Source organism: Litoreibacter albidus, assembly GCF_900107015.1.
GTDB lineage: Bacteria > Pseudomonadota > Alphaproteobacteria > Rhodobacterales > Rhodobacteraceae > Litoreibacter > Litoreibacter albidus.
In genome coordinates this window covers 25,884-42,372 of the sequence record NZ_FNOI01000010.1, presented here as the reverse complement: position 1 = coordinate 42,372, position 16,489 = coordinate 25,884, and the positions used below count along the sequence as shown (strand labels likewise).

19 protein-coding genes are annotated in these 16,489 nt (G+C 61.7%); 14 read left to right on the top strand and 5 right to left on the bottom strand.

Translation table 11 applies throughout. From position 1 onward, the window contains the following. From BLW66_RS16865 to BLW66_RS16845, 5 genes are read left to right on the top strand one after another with little or no spacing between them, the layout of a single operon-like run. Positions 1-1,332, top strand: a complete 1,332-nt coding sequence (locus BLW66_RS16865) for a nitrous oxide reductase family maturation protein NosD (RefSeq protein WP_089948787.1) — start codon at positions 1-3, stop codon at positions 1,330-1,332. Further along, positions 1,298-2,194 carry an ABC transporter ATP-binding protein gene (locus tag BLW66_RS16860; RefSeq protein WP_089948785.1) on the top strand — a complete coding sequence of 299 codons (897 nt, stop codon included), beginning with the start codon at positions 1,298-1,300 and terminating at the stop codon, positions 2,192-2,194. The genes BLW66_RS16865 and BLW66_RS16860 overlap by 35 nt, the downstream gene beginning before the upstream one ends. Next, positions 2,191-3,015 carry an ABC transporter permease gene (locus BLW66_RS16855; protein WP_089948780.1) on the top strand — a complete coding sequence of 275 codons (825 nt, stop codon included), beginning with the start codon at positions 2,191-2,193 and terminating at the stop codon, positions 3,013-3,015. The genes BLW66_RS16860 and BLW66_RS16855 overlap by 4 nt, the downstream gene beginning before the upstream one ends. Then, on the top strand, positions 3,012-3,578 hold the full coding sequence (locus tag BLW66_RS16850) for a nitrous oxide reductase accessory protein NosL (RefSeq protein ID WP_089948777.1): 567 nt from the start codon (positions 3,012-3,014) through the stop codon (positions 3,576-3,578). The genes BLW66_RS16855 and BLW66_RS16850 overlap by 4 nt, the downstream gene beginning before the upstream one ends. Positions 3,579-3,581: 3 nt before the next feature. Further along, positions 3,582-4,484 (top strand): FAD:protein FMN transferase, encoded by a 903-nt coding sequence (locus tag BLW66_RS16845; protein ID WP_089948774.1) that lies wholly within the window; start codon positions 3,582-3,584, stop codon positions 4,482-4,484. Positions 4,485-4,496: 12 nt separating this feature from the next. Here the strand turns inward: BLW66_RS16845 and BLW66_RS16840 are convergent, their stop codons facing one another. Together BLW66_RS16840 and BLW66_RS16835 are read right to left on the bottom strand one after the other, a co-directional pair. Next, positions 4,497-5,489 (bottom strand): LLM class flavin-dependent oxidoreductase, encoded by a 993-nt coding sequence (locus BLW66_RS16840; protein WP_089948771.1) that lies wholly within the window; start codon positions 5,487-5,489, stop codon positions 4,497-4,499. A gap of 45 nt (positions 5,490-5,534) precedes the next feature. After that, a complete protein-coding gene (locus BLW66_RS16835; RefSeq protein ID WP_089948766.1) occupies positions 5,535-5,864 on the bottom strand; it encodes an arsenate reductase family protein in 330 nt (109 codons plus the stop codon). A gap of 195 nt (positions 5,865-6,059) precedes the next feature. Between BLW66_RS16835 and BLW66_RS16830 the strand changes: the two genes are divergently transcribed. Both BLW66_RS16830 and BLW66_RS16825 read left to right on the top strand, forming a co-directional pair. Beyond that, complete coding sequence (locus BLW66_RS16830) at positions 6,060-7,073, top strand: TAXI family TRAP transporter solute-binding subunit (protein ID WP_089948763.1); 1,014 nt, start codon at positions 6,060-6,062, stop codon at positions 7,071-7,073. A 93-nt stretch (positions 7,074-7,166) separates the two neighbouring features. Then, positions 7,167-9,212 (top strand): TRAP transporter permease, encoded by a 2,046-nt coding sequence (locus BLW66_RS16825; protein WP_089948761.1) that lies wholly within the window; start codon positions 7,167-7,169, stop codon positions 9,210-9,212. Here the strand turns inward: BLW66_RS16825 and BLW66_RS16820 are convergent. Beyond that, positions 9,209-9,874: a hypothetical protein gene (locus BLW66_RS16820; RefSeq protein ID WP_089948758.1), complete on the bottom strand. Its 666-nt coding sequence runs from the start codon at positions 9,872-9,874 to the stop codon at positions 9,209-9,211. The genes BLW66_RS16825 and BLW66_RS16820 overlap by 4 nt on opposite strands. Before the next feature lie 11 nt (positions 9,875-9,885). Next, positions 9,886-11,103 (bottom strand): hypothetical protein, encoded by a 1,218-nt coding sequence (locus BLW66_RS16815; protein WP_089948756.1) that lies wholly within the window; start codon positions 11,101-11,103, stop codon positions 9,886-9,888. A gap of 184 nt (positions 11,104-11,287) precedes the next feature. Between BLW66_RS16815 and BLW66_RS16810 the strand changes: the two genes are divergently transcribed. From BLW66_RS16810 to BLW66_RS16790, 5 genes are all read left to right on the top strand, one after another. After that, entirely contained in the window at positions 11,288-12,001 is a 714-nt protein-coding gene (locus tag BLW66_RS16810) for a CoA transferase subunit A (RefSeq protein ID WP_089948754.1), read from the top strand. 1 nt (position 12,002) lies between these two features. Then, positions 12,003-12,626, top strand: coding sequence for a 3-oxoacid CoA-transferase subunit B (locus BLW66_RS16805; RefSeq protein ID WP_089948752.1), 624 nt, complete (start codon positions 12,003-12,005; stop codon positions 12,624-12,626). Further along, on the top strand, positions 12,626-13,015 hold the full coding sequence (locus BLW66_RS16800) for an acyl-CoA thioesterase (RefSeq protein ID WP_089948749.1): 390 nt from the start codon (positions 12,626-12,628) through the stop codon (positions 13,013-13,015). The genes BLW66_RS16805 and BLW66_RS16800 overlap by 1 nt, the downstream gene beginning before the upstream one ends. A 112-nt stretch (positions 13,016-13,127) precedes the next feature. Continuing rightward, complete coding sequence (locus BLW66_RS16795; RefSeq protein WP_089948746.1) at positions 13,128-13,499, top strand: hypothetical protein; 372 nt, start codon at positions 13,128-13,130, stop codon at positions 13,497-13,499. After that, entirely contained in the window at positions 13,496-13,834 is a 339-nt protein-coding gene (locus tag BLW66_RS16790; protein ID WP_089948744.1) for a hypothetical protein, read from the top strand. Before BLW66_RS16795 ends, BLW66_RS16790 begins: the two co-directional genes overlap by 4 nt. Here the strand turns inward: BLW66_RS16790 and BLW66_RS16785 are convergent. Further along, on the bottom strand, positions 13,831-14,736 hold the full coding sequence (locus BLW66_RS16785) for a ribokinase (RefSeq protein ID WP_089948741.1): 906 nt from the start codon (positions 14,734-14,736) through the stop codon (positions 13,831-13,833). The genes BLW66_RS16790 and BLW66_RS16785 overlap by 4 nt on opposite strands. A gap of 87 nt (positions 14,737-14,823) precedes the next feature. Between BLW66_RS16785 and choX the strand changes: the two genes are divergently transcribed. Continuing rightward, on the top strand, positions 14,824-15,750 hold the full coding sequence (gene choX, locus BLW66_RS16780) for a choline ABC transporter substrate-binding protein (RefSeq protein ID WP_089948739.1): 927 nt from the start codon (positions 14,824-14,826) through the stop codon (positions 15,748-15,750). 79 nt (positions 15,751-15,829) lie between these two features. After that, entirely contained in the window at positions 15,830-16,474 is a 645-nt protein-coding gene (tmpT, locus tag BLW66_RS16775) for a thiopurine S-methyltransferase (protein WP_089948737.1), read from the top strand. Positions 16,475-16,489: the final 15 nt, after the last annotated feature.

Genomic DNA, 16,489 nt, shown 5'->3' with positions numbered 1-16,489 from the left:
ATGATACGTGTCCTGATCCTTAGCTTGTTTACGCTGGTCTCGTGGCCCCTTTGGGCCGCGCAGCTCAACGTGCAACCGGGGTCGGGCACCCTTGCAAACGCCATCGCAGGGGCTGCCCTCGGCGATGTGCTCTCCTTGGATGCTGGCCGATATGAAGGCGCAATCGTGATCGACCGCCCGCTCACGATCACTGGCACGCATGACGCCGTCATCGACGGCATGGGCTTTGGCACCGTCATCACCATTGATGCGCCAGACGTCGCCGTCACCGGAATTACCGTCACCGGCTCTGGCCTCGCCAGCCCCGACCTCGACGCGGGCATCAAGATATTGAAAAAAGCCGACCGCGCGTTGGTCGAACACAACCGCCTCTTGGGCAATCTGCACGGCGTCGACGTTCACGGCGGCCATGACGCGATCGTTCGTGGCAATATCATCGAGGGCACAAAAAACCCGCGCATGAACGACCGCGGCAACGGTATCTACGTCTGGAATTCCCCTGGCACATTGGTTGAGGGCAATACAGTCCGCTGGGGCCGCGACGGCATCTTTTCCAACACCTCGCGCAAGGGCACCTACCGCAACAACCTGTTTCGCGACCTGCGCTTCGCCGTTCACTACATGTATACCAACGACTCCGAGGTCTCTGGCAACGTATCCATCGGCAACCACCTCGGCTACGCCATCATGTTCTCCAACAAGGTGATCCTGAAGGATAACCTCAGCCTGTCGGACCTAAGCCACGGGGTTATGTTGAACTACGCCAACAACGCCGATGTGTCCGGCAATCTGGTACGCGGCGGCGCGGATCGCTGCACCTTTATCTACAACGCGCATAAAAATCTGATCTACGGGAACCGGTTCGAAGGCTGCAACATTGGTATCCATTTCACCGCAGGCTCGGAGCGTAACGTGCTCACCGGAAACGCGTTCATCGGCAACCGCACGCAGGTCAAATACGTCGGCACCCGCGATATAGAATGGAGCTTTGAGGGCCGTGGCAATTACTGGTCCGATCATCCAGCCTTTGACCTTGGCGGCGACGGCATCGCAGATGGCCCGTTCCGCCCCAACGATCTGATGGACCACATCCTGTGGTCCCAACCCGCCGCCGCTTTGCTCACTGGCGCGCCCGCCGTGCAGCTCATCCGTTGGGCGCAGTCCAGCTTCCCCGCCACACTTCCCGGCGGCGTGGTGGATAGCGCCCCCTTAATGGCCGCCCCAACCGTAACAGTTCTACCCGAATACACTGCCATGGAGGCCGATGCGGTCCAGCGGCGGAATGAAAGTGACCTAGATGACTTCGACGTTAACGATCTCGCGTCTCACTAAGACGTTCGGCGGGGTGAGGGCCCTGTCCGATGTCTCCCTTCGCGTAAATCCGGGGGAGCGCGTGGCGCTGCTCGGCCATAACGGCGCGGGCAAGTCCACGTTGATGAAGGTCATACTTGGCCTCATCGCACCCGATAGCGGCGACATATCCGTGTGCGGCGGCGCGCCCGGCAAGGCGCAGGCCCGTGACCGCGTGGCCTATCTGCCGGAAAACGCCGCCTTCCATTCCGCCCTCACGGGGCTGGAGCAAGTGACCTATTACATGCGCCTGCGCCGCGAAAACCCGGCGGGCGCGATGGACCTCTTGGCCCGTGTCGGTCTGGCGGACGCCGCAAAGCGCCGCATCGGTACTTACTCCAAGGGGATGCGCCAGCGGGTCGGTTTGGCCCAAGCCCTGATCGGCCACCCCAGCCTGCTTGTGCTGGACGAACCGACAAGCGGCCTTGACCCCGTGTCGCGCCGCGACTTTTACGAATTACTGGACACATTGGCCGCAGAGGGCGCGGCGATCCTTCTCTCCAGCCACGCCCTGACAGAGGTGGAGGCCCGCACCGACCGGCTACTCATCCTGTCGGGCGGCAAACTTGTCGCCGAAGGCTCAATGCCGGACCTGCGCCGCGACGCCGATCTGCCCGTCGCCATCAACATCAACGCCGTCAACGGTTACGCCAGCGACATCATGGCGGCGCTGCCAAACGCCATTCGCCACAACGGGGCGCTGCACCTGACCTGCGCCCAAGACGAGAAACTCGACACGCTCGCCCGCATTTCAAAACTTCAAGGCAAGGTGGCCGACATCGACGTCGTTCCGCCAAGCCTTGAGGATATTTACAGTCACTTCAGCCGGAGGGACGGCCAATGATCACGCGTATCCTTGCCACAGTTATCACCGAAACCAACATCGCGCGGCGCAACCAATGGGTCCTGATCGCCGTCCTCCTCATGGTGCTGTTCTCGCTCGTCCTCTCCGCCGCTGGCTCCGCCCCCACGGGCGCACTTGGGGCGGATCGCCTGTCGGTTATCGTGGCGTCGCTCACGTCGCTCTCGGTCTATCTTGTCCCGCTGGTGGCGTTGCTCATGTCTTTTGACGCCGTCGCCGGAGAGGTCGAGCGCGGCACCCTGCCTCTGCTGCTCACCTACCCCGTCGCGCGTTGGGAAGTCCTCGCCGGAAAGCTGCTGGCCCACACCGCCATTTTGGTGATCGCCATTGTCGCAGGCTACGGCGCGGCGGCAGTTATTGCGATTGCCGCCGATCCCGCATCGGTATCCGGCCTTGGCGCATTGTGGCGCCTCACGTGGAGCTCTGTTTTGCTCGGTGCCACGTTTCTTGGCATCGGCTACGCGCTGTCCTCACTGGCCCGCAGATCTTCCGGCGCGGCTGGCTTGGCAATCGGGCTGTGGCTGGCGCTCGTCGTCCTTTACGATCTGGGCCTGCTCGCCGCCGTGGTGGCCGATAATGGCGGCACTTTCACCACCCGCGTGTTCCCGTCCGCGCTGCTGGCCAATCCGGCTGACGCCTTCCGCCTGTTCAACCTGACCGCATCCCAAAGCGCCTCCGTCGCCGCTGGCATCGGCAGTGCCGCCGCAAGCATCCCGCTGTGGCAATCGCTCTGCTCGATCCTGCTTTGGCCCATCGCATCCTTGGGCGTCGCTGCCCTAGCCTTTCGATCGGTGGAGCCATGAAGTATCTGCTGATCGCCCTCACTGCCCTAAGCTTCAGCGCCTGCAAAGAAGACGTGGTGCAAGACACCGCCGCCCTGCCCCTGACGGCGGAAGCCGTTGGGCATTATTGCCAGATGGAGCTTCTGGAACACGGCGGCCCGAAGGCGCAGGCCCATCTGGCCGGACTTCCCGGCGCGCCTTTGTTCTTTAGCCAAGTGCGCGACGTCGTCGCCTACACCCGTATGCCAGAGCAAAGCCACGACGTCTTAGCCATTTGGGTCAACGACATGGGCGCGGCAGGGGCCACTTGGGACGCGCCCGGCGCACGCAACTGGATCACGGCGGAAGACGCCATTTATGTTGTCGGCGGGCGGGCCATCGGCGGCATGGGTGCGCCAGAAATTGTACCCTTCGCACGGCAAGTCGATGCGACGGAATTCGCCAAGGCAAACGGTGGCGCGGTCATGCGCCTCGCCGAGATACCCGACAGCGCCGTCCTTGCGCCCGTTACCCTAGACGGCGACGCTACGGATGATGATTTCAACAACCGCCTGCGCGCCCTGTCGCGCACCTCGGGAGGATAGCCAATGACCAGCCGACGCCGTTTTCTGACGATCAGCGCCGCCGCAATTTCCTGCGCTGGCACCAGCACCGCGCAGCCCGTCTACACGTGGCAGGGCGTGGCCCTTGGCGCACGCGCCACGCTGCGCCTTGCGCACCCCGACGCCAAAGCCATCAGCGGGCGCGTTGCTGCCGAAGTCCTGCGGCTGGAGAACATTTTCAGCCTTTACCGCGCCGACAGCGCGTTATCGCGGCTCAACCAGACCGCAACGCTGGAAAACCCGCCGTTCGAACTGCTCGAATGCCTCAGCCTCGCGAGCATGGTTCATGACAAGAGCGCGGGGCGGTTCGACCCGACGGTCCAACCGCTTTGGGATGTCTACGCCCAAGCCTCCGCCTTGGGGACCGCGCCAGACCAGCACGACATCGACCGCGCCATGACCCTGACCGGATGGCGCGACGTGGCGCTATCCCCGTCGCAAATCACGATGCGGCACGGCATGGCGCTCACCCTGAACGGCATCGCGCAAGGTTACATCGCGGACCGCGTGGCCGATCTTTTGCAAGGCGAGGGGCTCACCGATATCCTGATCGACACCGGCGAGTTTCGCGCAGTTGGCGGCCACCCCGACGGCGGCGCATGGCCGGTCAAACTCAACGCGGGCGGCAGCGTGCCATTGAAAACCCGCGCGCTCGCGACCTCCGCCCCGCTTGGCACCACGTTTGATCAGGGCGGGCAGTTGGGGCACATTCTTGACCCGCGCACCGGCAGGCCAACACTGTCAAACTGGCGCGAAATCACCGTGACCGCCCCTTTTTCCGCACTGGCGGACGCCGTCTCGACGGCGGCGTGCATCTGTGAGACCCGCGCAGACATCGACGCGCTGATCAGCTACTTCAACGCCGTCGAAGTCGCCGCCGTGACCTAACGCGCGGCGGCCCTAGTCAACCAGATCGCGCAAGGCGCCTGCGGCAATCTCGAACGAACGCAGCCGCGCCGCGTGATTGTGGATCATGCCCGTCACCATCAGCTCATCCGGCTGGTAGCGCGTCACGATATCCGCCAACCCGCGCTTCACGGTCTCGGGGCTTCCTGACGCAGAAACCGCCAAGGCCTGCCCGACCTGCGCCAAAACGTTCGGCGCAATCTCCGCCTCTATATCGCGCACGGGGCGCGGCAACTTACCCGGATTGCCCGTGCGCAACCGTGCAAAAGCCAGCATCTGCGACGACCGCAGATACGCCGCCTCCTCGTCGGTGTCCGCGCCAACAACGCTGGCCGCGACGATAGCGTAGGGTTCCTTCAACCATTGCGACGGCTGGAAGGTGGTGCGGTAAATGTGCAAAGCCTCCTCCAGCATTTGCGGCGCAAAGTGGGAGGCAAACGCGTAAGGCAGCCCCATATAGGCCGCGAACTGCGCGCCAAACAGGCTGGAGCCCAAAATCCAGACCGGCACATGCGTGCCCTCCCCCGGAACCGCGCGAACGGCCGCGCCCTCGGGCGCATCGCCCAAATAGCCCAGCAACTCCGCCACATCCTGCGGGAACTGGTCGTTGCTTTGCATGTGTCGCCGCAAGGCCTGCGCGGTGATCCCGTCAGTCCCCGGTGCGCGGCCCAAGCCAAGGTCGATGCGGTCGGGAAACAACGTGGCCAATGTGCCGAATTGCTCCGCCACCATCAGCGGCGCATGGTTGGGCAGCATAACGCCGCCCGCACCCACACGGATGGTTTTCGTGCCAGCGGCCACATGCCCGATCACCACCGACGTCGCGGCGCTGGCGATGCCGATCATGTTGTGATGCTCCGCCAACCAGTAGCGATGATACCCTTGGGCTTCCGCGTGCTGCGCAAGCTCTAAGGTGTTCGCCAAGGCATCGCGGGCGGTTTCGCCCTCAGGAATTGGCGATAGATCGAGGAGTGAGTAACGTTGCACGGGCAGCGGCCTTCCATAACATGAGAGGCGGTATATGGGCCGCCCCTAGGCAGGTATCAAGGCGGCCTTCACCGTGTCGTCCCATCCAAGGTGCAGCGCGTCGCCGTTGCGGATCACTGGCCGCGCCATAACCTTGGGCTTCGCGGCAATCTGGTCCTCCGCCTCGGAATTCTTCAGCCAGTCGCTCAACGCGCGGTAGTCATTGGTGGTCCTGTCAACCAGCCGGTCGCCAAATTCGACAATCAGCTCCGACAGTTCGGCCTCGCTCAGCGGCTCCGCGCGCACGTCGCGAAACGCAACGGTGTGTCCAGCGGCTTCCAGCTCTTTGCGGGCGCGTTGGCAGACTGCGCAGGTGCTTAATCCATATATCAACATGTCGCTCTCTCCTTTGGCGTCAGGGGCGCAACTTCACGCATCCCCGCCGTCGGCGCAAGCGCCGCCAAGTATTTACACTCCGGCCAAGCAATGCCTAAAGTTTGCCATCGATTCAGAGGGTGGGACCTTCTGCATCATTCTGTCAGCGGTCCGCCCACTCTGCGTGTCCGCCAACGACATAACCGGGAGAAAAATATGACGTTTACAATTCAAGGCCTGAAGGCCGCCGCGATCGGCGCGGTTCTGGCCACGGGCCTCGCCACTGCGGCTGTCGCCCAAGACCTGAAGTTCTTCACCATCGGCACCGGCGGCACCGCCTATACCTATTATCCGGTTGGTGGGGTCATCGCGAACGCGATTTCCAAGCCTCCTGGGTCGCGCGAATGCGACGCGGGCGGGTCTTGCGGTGTTGAAGGGCTGATCGCCTCCGCCGTGTCGTCGCGCGGGTCCGTTGATAACGTGAACGCGATCCTGTCCGGCTTGCGCAACTCCGGCTTCGCCCAGTCTGACGTCGCCTATTGGGCCTACACAGGCACAGGCACGATGGACGGCAAAGAGCCAGCCAAAGACCTGCGCACCATCGCCGCCCTTTTTGAGGAGCACATCCACCTCGTGACCCTGAAAGACAGCGGCATCGACACCGTAGCCGACCTCAAAGGCAAGCGCGTGTCCTTGGACGAACCAGGCTCCGGCACCTATGTTGACGCGCTGCTGATCATGGAAACCAACGGCCTGTCCGTCGAAGACGTGACCGCCGAGGCGCTGAAAGGCGGCGCGGCGTCCGAAGCCCTGCGCAACGGCAAAATTGATGCGTTCTTCGTGGTCGCTGGCTACCCGACCGGTTCCTTGGTTGAGCTGGCCTCCGCCGCTGAAATCAAGCTGGTCCCGATTGACGGCGAAGGCGCGGATGCGCTGACCAACAAATACGGCTTCTTCGCCCGCTCCGACATTCCAGCCGGTGCGTATGAAGGTGTCGATGCGACGCCAACCGTGGCCGTTGGGGCGCAGTGGTTCACCTCCGCGAAAGAGGATGAAGAGCTGATCTACAACATCACCAAAGCCCTGTGGAACGAACAATCCCGCAAGCTGCTGGATGTGGGCCACGCCAAAGGCAAAACCATCACTGCAGAAACCGCGACAACCGGCATCGGTGTGCCCCTGCACGCAGGTGCGGAGCGGTTCTACAAAGAAGCTGGCCTGATCGAATAAGCCACTTCACTCTGCAACACGGCCCGTGCGCAAATAGCGCGCGGGCTTTGTCATATCCAACCTTCACCGATTTTTCACCGACGGACTTGCCCCATGGCCGATAGTAAAACGACCGAACTCACGCCGGAGCAACTGGCCGAGATAGAGCGCAAGTTCGATCCGGAAACCGCGTTTCGCCCCACGGGCCGCATGCTGGGTCACGTCATCGCGCTGGCGCTGGTCGCCATGTCCGTCTACCACTTCTACGCCTCCGGCTTCGGCCTGATCCGTGAGCTGCTGCACCGCGGCATCCACCTGTCCTTTGTGCTAGGCCTCGTGTTCTTGCTGTTCGGGCTGCGCAAATCCGATCCCACCAACACCGTTCCCAAGGCATGGTACCGTTTCGACGGCGTGCCCCTTATCGACATCATGCTGGCCGTTCTGGCCGTCGGCGCGGCGATGTATCTGCCCCTGCTGCCCTCCACCATCGTGGCGGAGCGCGTCGGCAACCCGTCGCAGTTCGACGTCTTCATGGGCTCCGCGCTGCTCTTGTTAACGCTGGAGGCCACCCGCCGCTCTGTCGGGCCAACGCTGCCGATCATCGCGATCCTGTTCCTTGTCTTCGCCTATTTCGGCCCCCTGATGCCCGGCGCGCTAAAGCACGGCGGCGCCAGCTGGCTCGGCATTATCAACCACCTTTATATGACCAACCAAGGCATCTACGGCATCGCCATTGGCGTGATGGCGCAATATGTCTTCTTGTTCATCCTGTTTGGCGTTCTGGCCACGCGCATCGGCTTGGGCCAGTTGTTCATTGACCTCGCGATGGTCATCGCGGGGCGCTATTCGGGCGGGCCTGCCAAGGTCGCCATCTTCTCCTCAGCGTTCATGGGCACTATCTCCGGCTCCTCCATAGCCAATACCGTCACGACGGGCGCGCTCACCATTCCCGCGATGAAGCGCGTGGGCTACCCTCCGCACTTCGCAGGCGCGGTAGAGGCCACCGCCTCCACCGGTGGTCAGATCACCCCGCCCATTCTGGGGGCCGCCGCCTTCATCATGGTCGAATACCTCGAAATCCCGCTCCGCGACGTCTTGGCTGCCGCCCTCTTCCCCGCGTTACTGCATTACTTCGGCATTTTCATCATGGTCCACCTAGAGGCCAAAAAGCTGGGCTTGCGTGGCCTACGCGCGGAAGAGCTGCCAAAAGTCGGTGCCGTCCTCAAAGACCACTGGCTGTCGATCATCCCGCTCGCCATTCTGGTCTACCTGATCCTCACCGGCAAAACTCCCGACTTCGCGGCGGTTTACGGCATCATCGCCTGCGTGGTCGTGGGTTTCTTGAATCCGACCCACCGTCTCACGATCCGCGATCTGTGGGACTCCCTCGCCGCTGGTGCAAAAAACACCCTCGCCGTCGGCGCAGCCGCCGCCACCGTCGGTGTGGTTGTCGGTGTTGTGACACTTACGGGCGTGGGGTTCCGCTTGGGCTACGTCGTGGTGCAGACGGCAACCGACATCGGCACATTCCTCAGCACGGTTCCGGTTCTGTCCTATTTCACCGTCACCCAATGGGCGCTTTTCGTGTCGCTGATCCTGATCGCCATCGCCTGCATCATTATGGGCGCGGGCATCCCCACGACGGCGACTTACATCATCCTCGTGGCCGTGGCCGCCCCCGCTTTGGCCCAGCTGCAGGTGGAGCCGTTGGTCTCTCACTTCTTCGTCTTCTACTACGGGGTCTTGGCCGACATCACGCCGCCCGTGGCCCTCGCCGCTTATGCGGCCGCTGGCATAGCGGGCTCAAACCCCTTCAAGACGGGGAACACTGCCTTCCGCCTCGGTATCGCCAAGGCGCTGGTGCCCTTCGTCTTCGTCTACTCCCCCGCATTGCTGCTGGTGGCGGACGGGTTCACGTGGTGGCTGTTCTCGGTCACGCTGCTGGGGGCAATGCTCGGCATCGCGTCGCTCGGCGTCGCCTTCAGTGGCTACCTCTTCGCGCCCCTCGCCAAGTGGGAACGCTGGTGGGTCGCCCTCGTGTCATTCCTGTTCATAGCCCCGGGCCTGCTCACCATGCTCATAGGCGCCGTTGCAATGTCGCCGATCATTTTGCGCCAAATAATCGCAAAACGCGCGGCGACTGCCCCTAGCCCCAACTAGCGCGGCAAGTGCTTACGGATGAACTCGCCAATCGGAAGCCCCGGCCCGAACAGGCCGGGCGGGCGGCGCGGATCATCAAGGTACGGCTCCAAAAGCGCGCGGTTTTGCGGAAGCTTGGCCTTCAGCAGATGTTGGATGTGAGCTTGAAAGGGATACGTTTTCGTCGCCACCACAGCTAGGCCCTCGGCCAGATGCTCCTGAGCCCCCGGCGCGCCCATACGCAAACGGTAAATGGCGCGTCGGAACGCGATGTGCGTACCCTCTCCCGTGCTAACCACCCATTGCGATGCTGGGATGGGCAAGTGCTCGGCGGTCAAGTCAATGTCATTATCCGAAAGCATTTCATAATACATGGCACACGTGTACTTGTCTGGTTCAATACGCTGGGCCATGTCTTTCAAGGCCGAACGCACCTCTGGCCCGTTGGCCTCAGCGATAAACGCCGCCTCGCTCATAAGCACGTTCACAAGATTATAATTACTCGTCTTGGTTACACGCTGCGCCGTCGCTCCGACAACGGCCGAAAGACACTCAGGCCCAGCACCCGACTCGGAGATATCGTTCCAAACAAATACAGAATCGATATCCGAGATATCCATCGCCCGCGCTTTTTCGACGATCGCGGGGGGGCAAAGGCTTTCAGCGGTTACATGGAAATCCATAATTCTTTCCTCTATTCACGAAGCTTCATCCACTGATCGCGCCTCAACGGAGTCTGATCAGCAATTACGGGCCAGTACCCCATCAAGTTCAATGGATCGAGCGCCATGACAATTGGGTCTGCGGGCGACGCTGGGCTGGCCATTTCCGTATTCGTTCCAGCATAAGCAGGGACGGGCTGGTTGCATGAATCGGTTAGATGTTGGGGCAGTTGGTCCGTCCCACTCACTTCTGGATGTACCAATCCCTTGATATGGCCATACTCGTGACATAGCACGTTATGCCCCGTATCCGCATCCGGGTACTCTTTAAACACGACACCTGGACCCTCTCCTATCCGAGGAACGACACCGTTACGCGCCGACACATACGGGGCAGCAGGAACGTAACGCAGCAAGCGTTGTCTGTTCTTCTTCAATGGCCCCATCATCGCGTCGATGATCGGCAAGACCACCTCCCCGAAGTGACCGGCTGCGCCGCCTGCAGCCCGCCCTTCGGGATTAAAAATCGACATGCCACCAGACGGGTCTAACGGGTCGTAATAAAAGCTCTCGGCCACATCGAGCGTTGCGATCCCTGGGTGACCTCTCAGATCGATATCCCCTAGATCAACAATGTCAATTTTTATGATTGCCTGCCGATACACCTTGTCAAAATACGCCTTCATAGCTGCAACGTCGTAGCTGACGGATTTTGTCCGCCGCGTTATCACCGACCCTGTTTCGATGGTCACAAGCTGCTGCGTCAAACACGCCACGTGGAACCAGCCCGTGTCGACGCCGTTGCAGCGGACCACCAATGTCGCGTCGCCCTCGGTTTGGCCTTTGATGCGGAATATCGCCCGCTTCGATGACACGGTTGCGGTCTCGATGGATGCGATATGTGCGGGTTCCATGTGGAAGGTCGAGTTGGCGATGCAGCCTGCGGCGCTGGCATCATCAAATGAGATTTCCAGCTCGGTTTCCATGCCAACACCCACCGAGGCCCATCGTGCCCCGTCGCGGGTCATACGGTCCGACGGGACAGAGCCCGACACGCTGCCGGACGCCCAATAGGTGTCCGCATCCGACGGCGCGAGGCAGGTTTTCGGGTCCAGCCCGTAAACTTTACTGGCAGCGGGGGAGCCTTCAAAGGTCGCCACTTCGGCACAGCATTTAACTTCGGCGGAAACGGCCCCGCTTGGCGCGTCGCCTACGGGCCGCGCTTGCGGTCGTTGGATTGGGTCGGCCACTTAAATTCTCTCGCTACTCAAAAGTCGTATTTCAATATCGCAAAACCATAGCACACGTCCCAGATCAAACAAGCATCTCGCCAAACCCGCCCCGCCATTTTCGATCCGTGTTGCAACTGCAGCAAATCCACGTAACTAATAGGCGCGACAGCCGGACCTGCGGCGCGTTTCAGAGGAACTTTCGATGAAAAAGATATACCCTTCCGCAGCCGAGGCCCTCGACGGCCTTTTGCATGACGGCATGTTTATCGCCGCTGGCGGTTTTGGCCTGTGCGGCATTCCGGAGCTGTTGCTGCAAGCCATCAAAGAGGCTGGCACCAAAGACCTGACATTCGCCTCCAACAACGCGGGCGTGGATGATTTCGGCATCGGCATCCTGCTGCAGACCAAGCAGGTGAAGAAAATGATCTCCTCCTACGTGGGTGAAAACGCGGAGTTCATGCGCCAGTATCTCTCTGGTGAGCTGGAGCTGGAATTCAACCCCCAAGGCACCTTGGCGGAGCGTATGCGCTCCGGCGGCTGCGGCATCCCCGGCTTCTACACCAAAACCGGTGTCGGCACGGTGATCGCGGAGGGCAAGGAGCACAAAGACTTCCCAACCGGCCCGAACGGCGCGGCGGAAACCTACATCATGGAGGAAGGCATCTTCGCCGATCTGGCCATCGTGAAGGCGTGGAAGGCCGACGAGACCGGCAACCTCGTGTTCCGCAAAACCGCCCGCAACTTCAACCCGCCCGCCGCCATGTGCGGCAAGACCTGCGTTGTTGAAGTCGAAGAAATCGTGCCGACAGGCTCGCTTGACCCAGACAGCATCCACCTGCCCGGCATCTACGTGCACCGCATCATCAAAGGTGACCACGAGAAGCGAATTGAGCAACGCACTGTGAGGAGCGCATAACATGTGGGACCGCAATCAAATGGCCGAACGGGCCGCGCAAGAGCTGCAAGACGGCACCTATGTGAACCTCGGCATCGGCATCCCGACGCTGGTGTCCAACTACATCCCCGACGGGGTTGAGGTCACGCTGCAATCGGAAAACGGCATGCTGGGCATGGGCCCATTCCCCATCGACGGTGAGGAAGACGCCGACCTGATCAACGCGGGCAAGCAGACCATCACCGAACTGCCGCAAACCGCGTATTTCGATAGCTCCCAAAGCTTCGGCATGATCCGTGGCGGCAAAATCGCCATGGCAATCCTTGGGGCGATGGAAGTCGCTGAAAACGGTGACCTTGCGAACTGGATGATCCCCGGCAAGCTGGTCAAAGGCATGGGCGGCGCTATGGATCTGGTTGCAGGCGTTGGCCGCGTGGTCGTGGTCATGGATCACACCTCCAAACACGGCGACAGCAAGCTGTTGAAGGCCTGCACCCTGCCGCTGACCGGCCAAAAGGTCGTGGACCGGATCATCACCAATCTGGGTGTGCTGGATGTTGTCGACGGCGGTTTGAAGATCGTCGAATGCGCCGATGGCGTGACCGAGGACGAGCTGCGCGCCGCCACAGAGGCAACGATCGTCTGATGACAAAACAACTGCTCCCCGAAGGCGTCCTAACCCTGCAAACCGTGGCTTTCCCGAAGGACACGAACTCAGGCGGCGATATCTTCGGGGGGTGGGTGATTTCGCAGATGGACATCGCCGCGGGCACCACCGCGCAGCAACGCGCCAAGGGCCGCGTCGCCACCGTCGCGATTGAGGCGATGCGCTTTCACGCGCCGATTCTCGTCGGTGATCTGGTGTCGGTTTATACGCAGATCGTGAAAACCGGCCGCACCTCGCTGACCATGCATGTGGAAACATGGGTCCGCCGCCAGCGCACGGCAGAGCTTGAGATGGTCACGGAAGGCGATTTCACCTTTGTCGCCATCAAGGATTCCGGCATCAAACGGCCCCTGCCGCCGGAAGACTAACCCGCGCCCGCACGGGCGATTGTTTCCAAGACTAACCCTAAAAGCGTCATGATCTGGCCACACTGGCTTGGTCATTCTTGCGGGTATTGAAGCAAAAGCGAGGGTTAGGCCCATGCGTATTTTTCGCGTAATCCGCATTTTTGGCGCGCTCATGATGTTTGGCGCGCTGTTTATGATCGGCCACTCCTATCACAAAACGATGGTCGCGCCCGCCGGCAGTGGCCCCAACGCACGCTTCGTGTCCTCAAACAACGGGCTTGAAATCAACCGCACGGGCGTCGGCCAACCCACAATGACAGACAGTATCAAGCTGATGTGGGCCGGACTGGTCGGCAAGGAGCCGGAGCGCAAAAACGACTTGCGCGAACTTCACGCCCGAACAGCCTTGTCCCGCGCCCCTGCCCCCGGCAGCGTTGAGGCCGCCACAAGAGAGATTGATTTCTGGACAGACTTTACAGCCCGACTGGGCTTCACCGGCCCATGATCCGCACCCTCGCCATGGTTCGCTTTTTGCCGATGCTGATGTTTTGCGTCTTCCTCGGCATCGCCTTCGCCCGCGTCTATGAGGCGGAGCGCGAAAAGGCGGCGCAACCGTCCCTTCCCACGCCGGTCGGCCACCGCTACGCCGAGGCGTCATTTCCCATGAAGGTCCGCGAGGAACTCAGCGTCGTCTGGATGGAATTCTACAACGCCGTCATCCCTGGCCTGATGCCGATCCCGCCGGAAAAAGTCGAAATCAACCCCAACAGCCTAGAGGCGCTGAAGCAACGCTCCACGCCGGTCTATGTGGAAACCATGTCGGCGGCCCAATCCTACTAGCCCAGCTTTTCGTCCACCTCGCCGCGCGTCGGCATGGAGGCCGCCGCCCCCGGTCGCGTCACGGAAATGCCCGCGACAACGCTGCCGAACTTTGCGGCCTCCAGCGGTGAAAGCCCCCGCGCCAAAGCACTTGCAAAGCCGCCGTTGAAGGCGTCGCCCGCACCCGTGGTTTCGACCACTTCGCCTGCGTTGATCGCGGGCACCATGCCGTGACCGTCCAGATAGACCCCCTGCTCGCCCATCGTGATGATCGGCACGCCAACGCCCAGATCGCGCAGCGCCGCGCAAGCGCGCTTCGCACTGGCCGCGTCCGTCACCGCGATGCCGGTGATCGCTTCGGTTTCGGTCTCATTTGGGGTGATATAGTCGCATAGCTCCAGCATCTCGCGCGCCAGTTCGGCGGCGGGGGCGGGGTTCAGCACCGTCGTGACCCCTGCGGCCCGCGCCACGCGCAACCCTTCCAACGCGGCCTCCATCGGCTGCTCCAATTGCGTCATGAACACATCCGCGCTCTCGATCTCTCCGCGCGCCCGCGCGATGTCATCCACCCCGATCAGCCCCGCAGCCCCCGGCGATACGATGATCGCGTTGTTGCCCGTGGCCTCATCCACATAGATGAACGCCGCGCCGGTGTAGCTATCGGCGATTTCCCGTATCACTGGCGTGACCCCTGCGTCCGCCCACATATCCCGCGCCATCTGCGCGAAAGCGTCCGCGCCAAGGGCCGATATAAACGCCACCTCCGCACCCATTTTTCCCGCCGCTACCGCCTGATTAGAGCCTTTTCCCCCCGGTCCCAACGCAAAGGAGTTGCCCAGAATGGTCTCCCCCATCACAGGCATACGGTCCGCGCGAAAGGCCGCGTCCGCTACGAAAATCCCCAAGACGGCTACCTTGCCCATATCGCTCTTCTCCCAGTTCCGGCTTTACTCTGAGCGCAGGCCGTATACCTTGCGCGCAAGCTAAAACATGAACTGGGAGACTGCCAAATGTCCATCAAAACCACCCTCTCCGCGCTGGCAATTACCGCCATTGCTGGCCCCGCCTTCGCAAACTGCGATGAAATCACCTTCTCCGATGTGGGCTGGACCGACATCACCGCCACCACCGCAGCCACAACCGTGCTGCTGGACGCAATCGGCTACAAGACAGATATCAAGCTGCTGTCCGTGCCCGTGACCTACACCTCCATGGCCGAAGGCGACATTGACGTGTTCTTGGGCAACTGGATGCCAACAATGGAAGGCGATATCGCCCCCTACCGCGAAGCGGGCACCGTCGTGACCCTGCGCGAAAACCTTGAAGGCGCGAAATACACGCTGGCCGTGAACTCGGTCGCCAAGGAAATGGGCATCGCCAGCTTCGACGACATCGCGGCGAACGCAGAAGCGCTGGAAAACAAAATCTACGGCATCGAGCCTGGCAACGACGGCAACCGCCTGATCCAGTCGATGATCGACGGGGGCAACTTCGGCCTCAGCGATTTTGAAGTTGTTGAATCCTCCGAGCAGGGCATGCTCGCCCAAGTAGAGCGCGCCACCAAAAAGGGTGAGCCGGTGATCTTCCTTGGTTGGGAGCCGCACCCGATGAACGCAAACTTCGACATGGGCTACCTGACCGGCGGCGATGAGTTCTTCGGCCCCGATCTGGGCGGCGCGACCATCTACACCAACACCCGCAAAGGTCTGGTAGAAGAGTGCCCGAACGTCGGCGCGCTGCTTGGCAACCTCAAGTTCACGCTGGCCATGGAAAACGAAATCATGGGCGCGATCCTGAATGACGGCGAAGACGCAGACGATGCCGCCACAGCATGGATGAAGGCTAACCCTGACGCGGTCATGGGCTGGCTCGAAGGCGTGACAACCAAAGACGGTGGCGACGCCGCCGAAGCTGCAAAGGCGGCTCTGGGTTTGTAAGCCATCCCGAATGTCCCTAACATCAGGGTCCGAGCGCTGCGCGTTCGGGCCCTTTTTCGTTCGTAAGCAGGACAAATCAATGGACCCGCGTTTTTGGCACGACCGCTGGGAAACCGGCAGAACCAACTTCCACGAAGGCCAGCCAAATGCCTTCCTTGTGGACTACATTCAGACCCTGAACTTGCCCAAAGGCGCGCGCATCTTCCTGCCCCTCTGCGGCAAAACCCGCGACATCGCGTGGCTGTTGTCCCAAGGGTTCCATGTGGTCGGTGCAGAACTCAGCGCTACCGCCATCGACCAGTTGTTTGCGGATCTGGACGTAACGCCCGACATCACACAGCAAGGCACCCTCCAGCACCGCAGCGCCCCCGGATTGGACATTTACGTGGGCGACATCTTCGATCTGACGCCCACGGCCCTAGGCCAAGTCGATGCCACCTTCGACCGCGCCGCCCTCGTGGCGCTGCCCGCCGACATGCGCGACCGCTATGCCCAGCACATCGTCACACTCACCCAAAGCGCACCGCAGCTTTTGGTGACCTTCCAATACGACGAAGCCCTGATCCAAGGTCCGCCCTTCGCCATCCCTGCGGATCAGGTGAAGGCCCTTTACGGCGACGCCTACACCCTGACGCGCCTCGCCCGCCAAGACACCGACGGCGGCCTGAAAGGCCACCCCGCAACCGAGGAGCTTTGGCACCTAATTGCCGCACCAGCACCGTGAAGGCTTCCGCACGCC

What these genes read in the sequence shown, in the direction of transcription:
- BLW66_RS16865 (WP_089948787.1), top strand. Translation starts at nt 1, where the DNA reads ATGATACGTGTCCTGATCCTTAGCTTGTTTACGCTGGTCTCGTGGCCC.
- BLW66_RS16860 (WP_089948785.1), top strand. Translation starts at nt 1,298, where the DNA reads ATGACTTCGACGTTAACGATCTCGCGTCTCACTAAGACGTTCGGCGGG.
- BLW66_RS16855 (WP_089948780.1), top strand. Translation starts at nt 2,191, where the DNA reads ATGATCACGCGTATCCTTGCCACAGTTATCACCGAAACCAACATCGCG.
- BLW66_RS16850 (WP_089948777.1), top strand. Translation starts at nt 3,012, where the DNA reads ATGAAGTATCTGCTGATCGCCCTCACTGCCCTAAGCTTCAGCGCCTGC.
- BLW66_RS16845 (WP_089948774.1), top strand. Translation starts at nt 3,582, where the DNA reads ATGACCAGCCGACGCCGTTTTCTGACGATCAGCGCCGCCGCAATTTCC.
- BLW66_RS16835 (WP_089948766.1), bottom strand. Translation starts at nt 5,864, where the DNA reads ATGTTGATATATGGATTAAGCACCTGCGCAGTCTGCCAACGCGCCCGC.
- BLW66_RS16830 (WP_089948763.1), top strand. Translation starts at nt 6,060, where the DNA reads ATGACGTTTACAATTCAAGGCCTGAAGGCCGCCGCGATCGGCGCGGTT.
- BLW66_RS16825 (WP_089948761.1), top strand. Translation starts at nt 7,167, where the DNA reads ATGGCCGATAGTAAAACGACCGAACTCACGCCGGAGCAACTGGCCGAG.
- BLW66_RS16820 (WP_089948758.1), bottom strand. Translation starts at nt 9,874, where the DNA reads ATGGATTTCCATGTAACCGCTGAAAGCCTTTGCCCCCCCGCGATCGTC.
- BLW66_RS16810 (WP_089948754.1), top strand. Translation starts at nt 11,288, where the DNA reads ATGAAAAAGATATACCCTTCCGCAGCCGAGGCCCTCGACGGCCTTTTG.
- BLW66_RS16805 (WP_089948752.1), top strand. Translation starts at nt 12,003, where the DNA reads ATGTGGGACCGCAATCAAATGGCCGAACGGGCCGCGCAAGAGCTGCAA.
- BLW66_RS16800 (WP_089948749.1), top strand. Translation starts at nt 12,626, where the DNA reads ATGACAAAACAACTGCTCCCCGAAGGCGTCCTAACCCTGCAAACCGTG.
- BLW66_RS16795 (WP_089948746.1), top strand. Translation starts at nt 13,128, where the DNA reads ATGCGTATTTTTCGCGTAATCCGCATTTTTGGCGCGCTCATGATGTTT.
- BLW66_RS16790 (WP_089948744.1), top strand. Translation starts at nt 13,496, where the DNA reads ATGATCCGCACCCTCGCCATGGTTCGCTTTTTGCCGATGCTGATGTTT.
- BLW66_RS16785 (WP_089948741.1), bottom strand. Translation starts at nt 14,736, where the DNA reads ATGGGCAAGGTAGCCGTCTTGGGGATTTTCGTAGCGGACGCGGCCTTT.
- choX (WP_089948739.1), top strand. Translation starts at nt 14,824, where the DNA reads ATGTCCATCAAAACCACCCTCTCCGCGCTGGCAATTACCGCCATTGCT.
- tmpT (WP_089948737.1), top strand. Translation starts at nt 15,830, where the DNA reads ATGGACCCGCGTTTTTGGCACGACCGCTGGGAAACCGGCAGAACCAAC.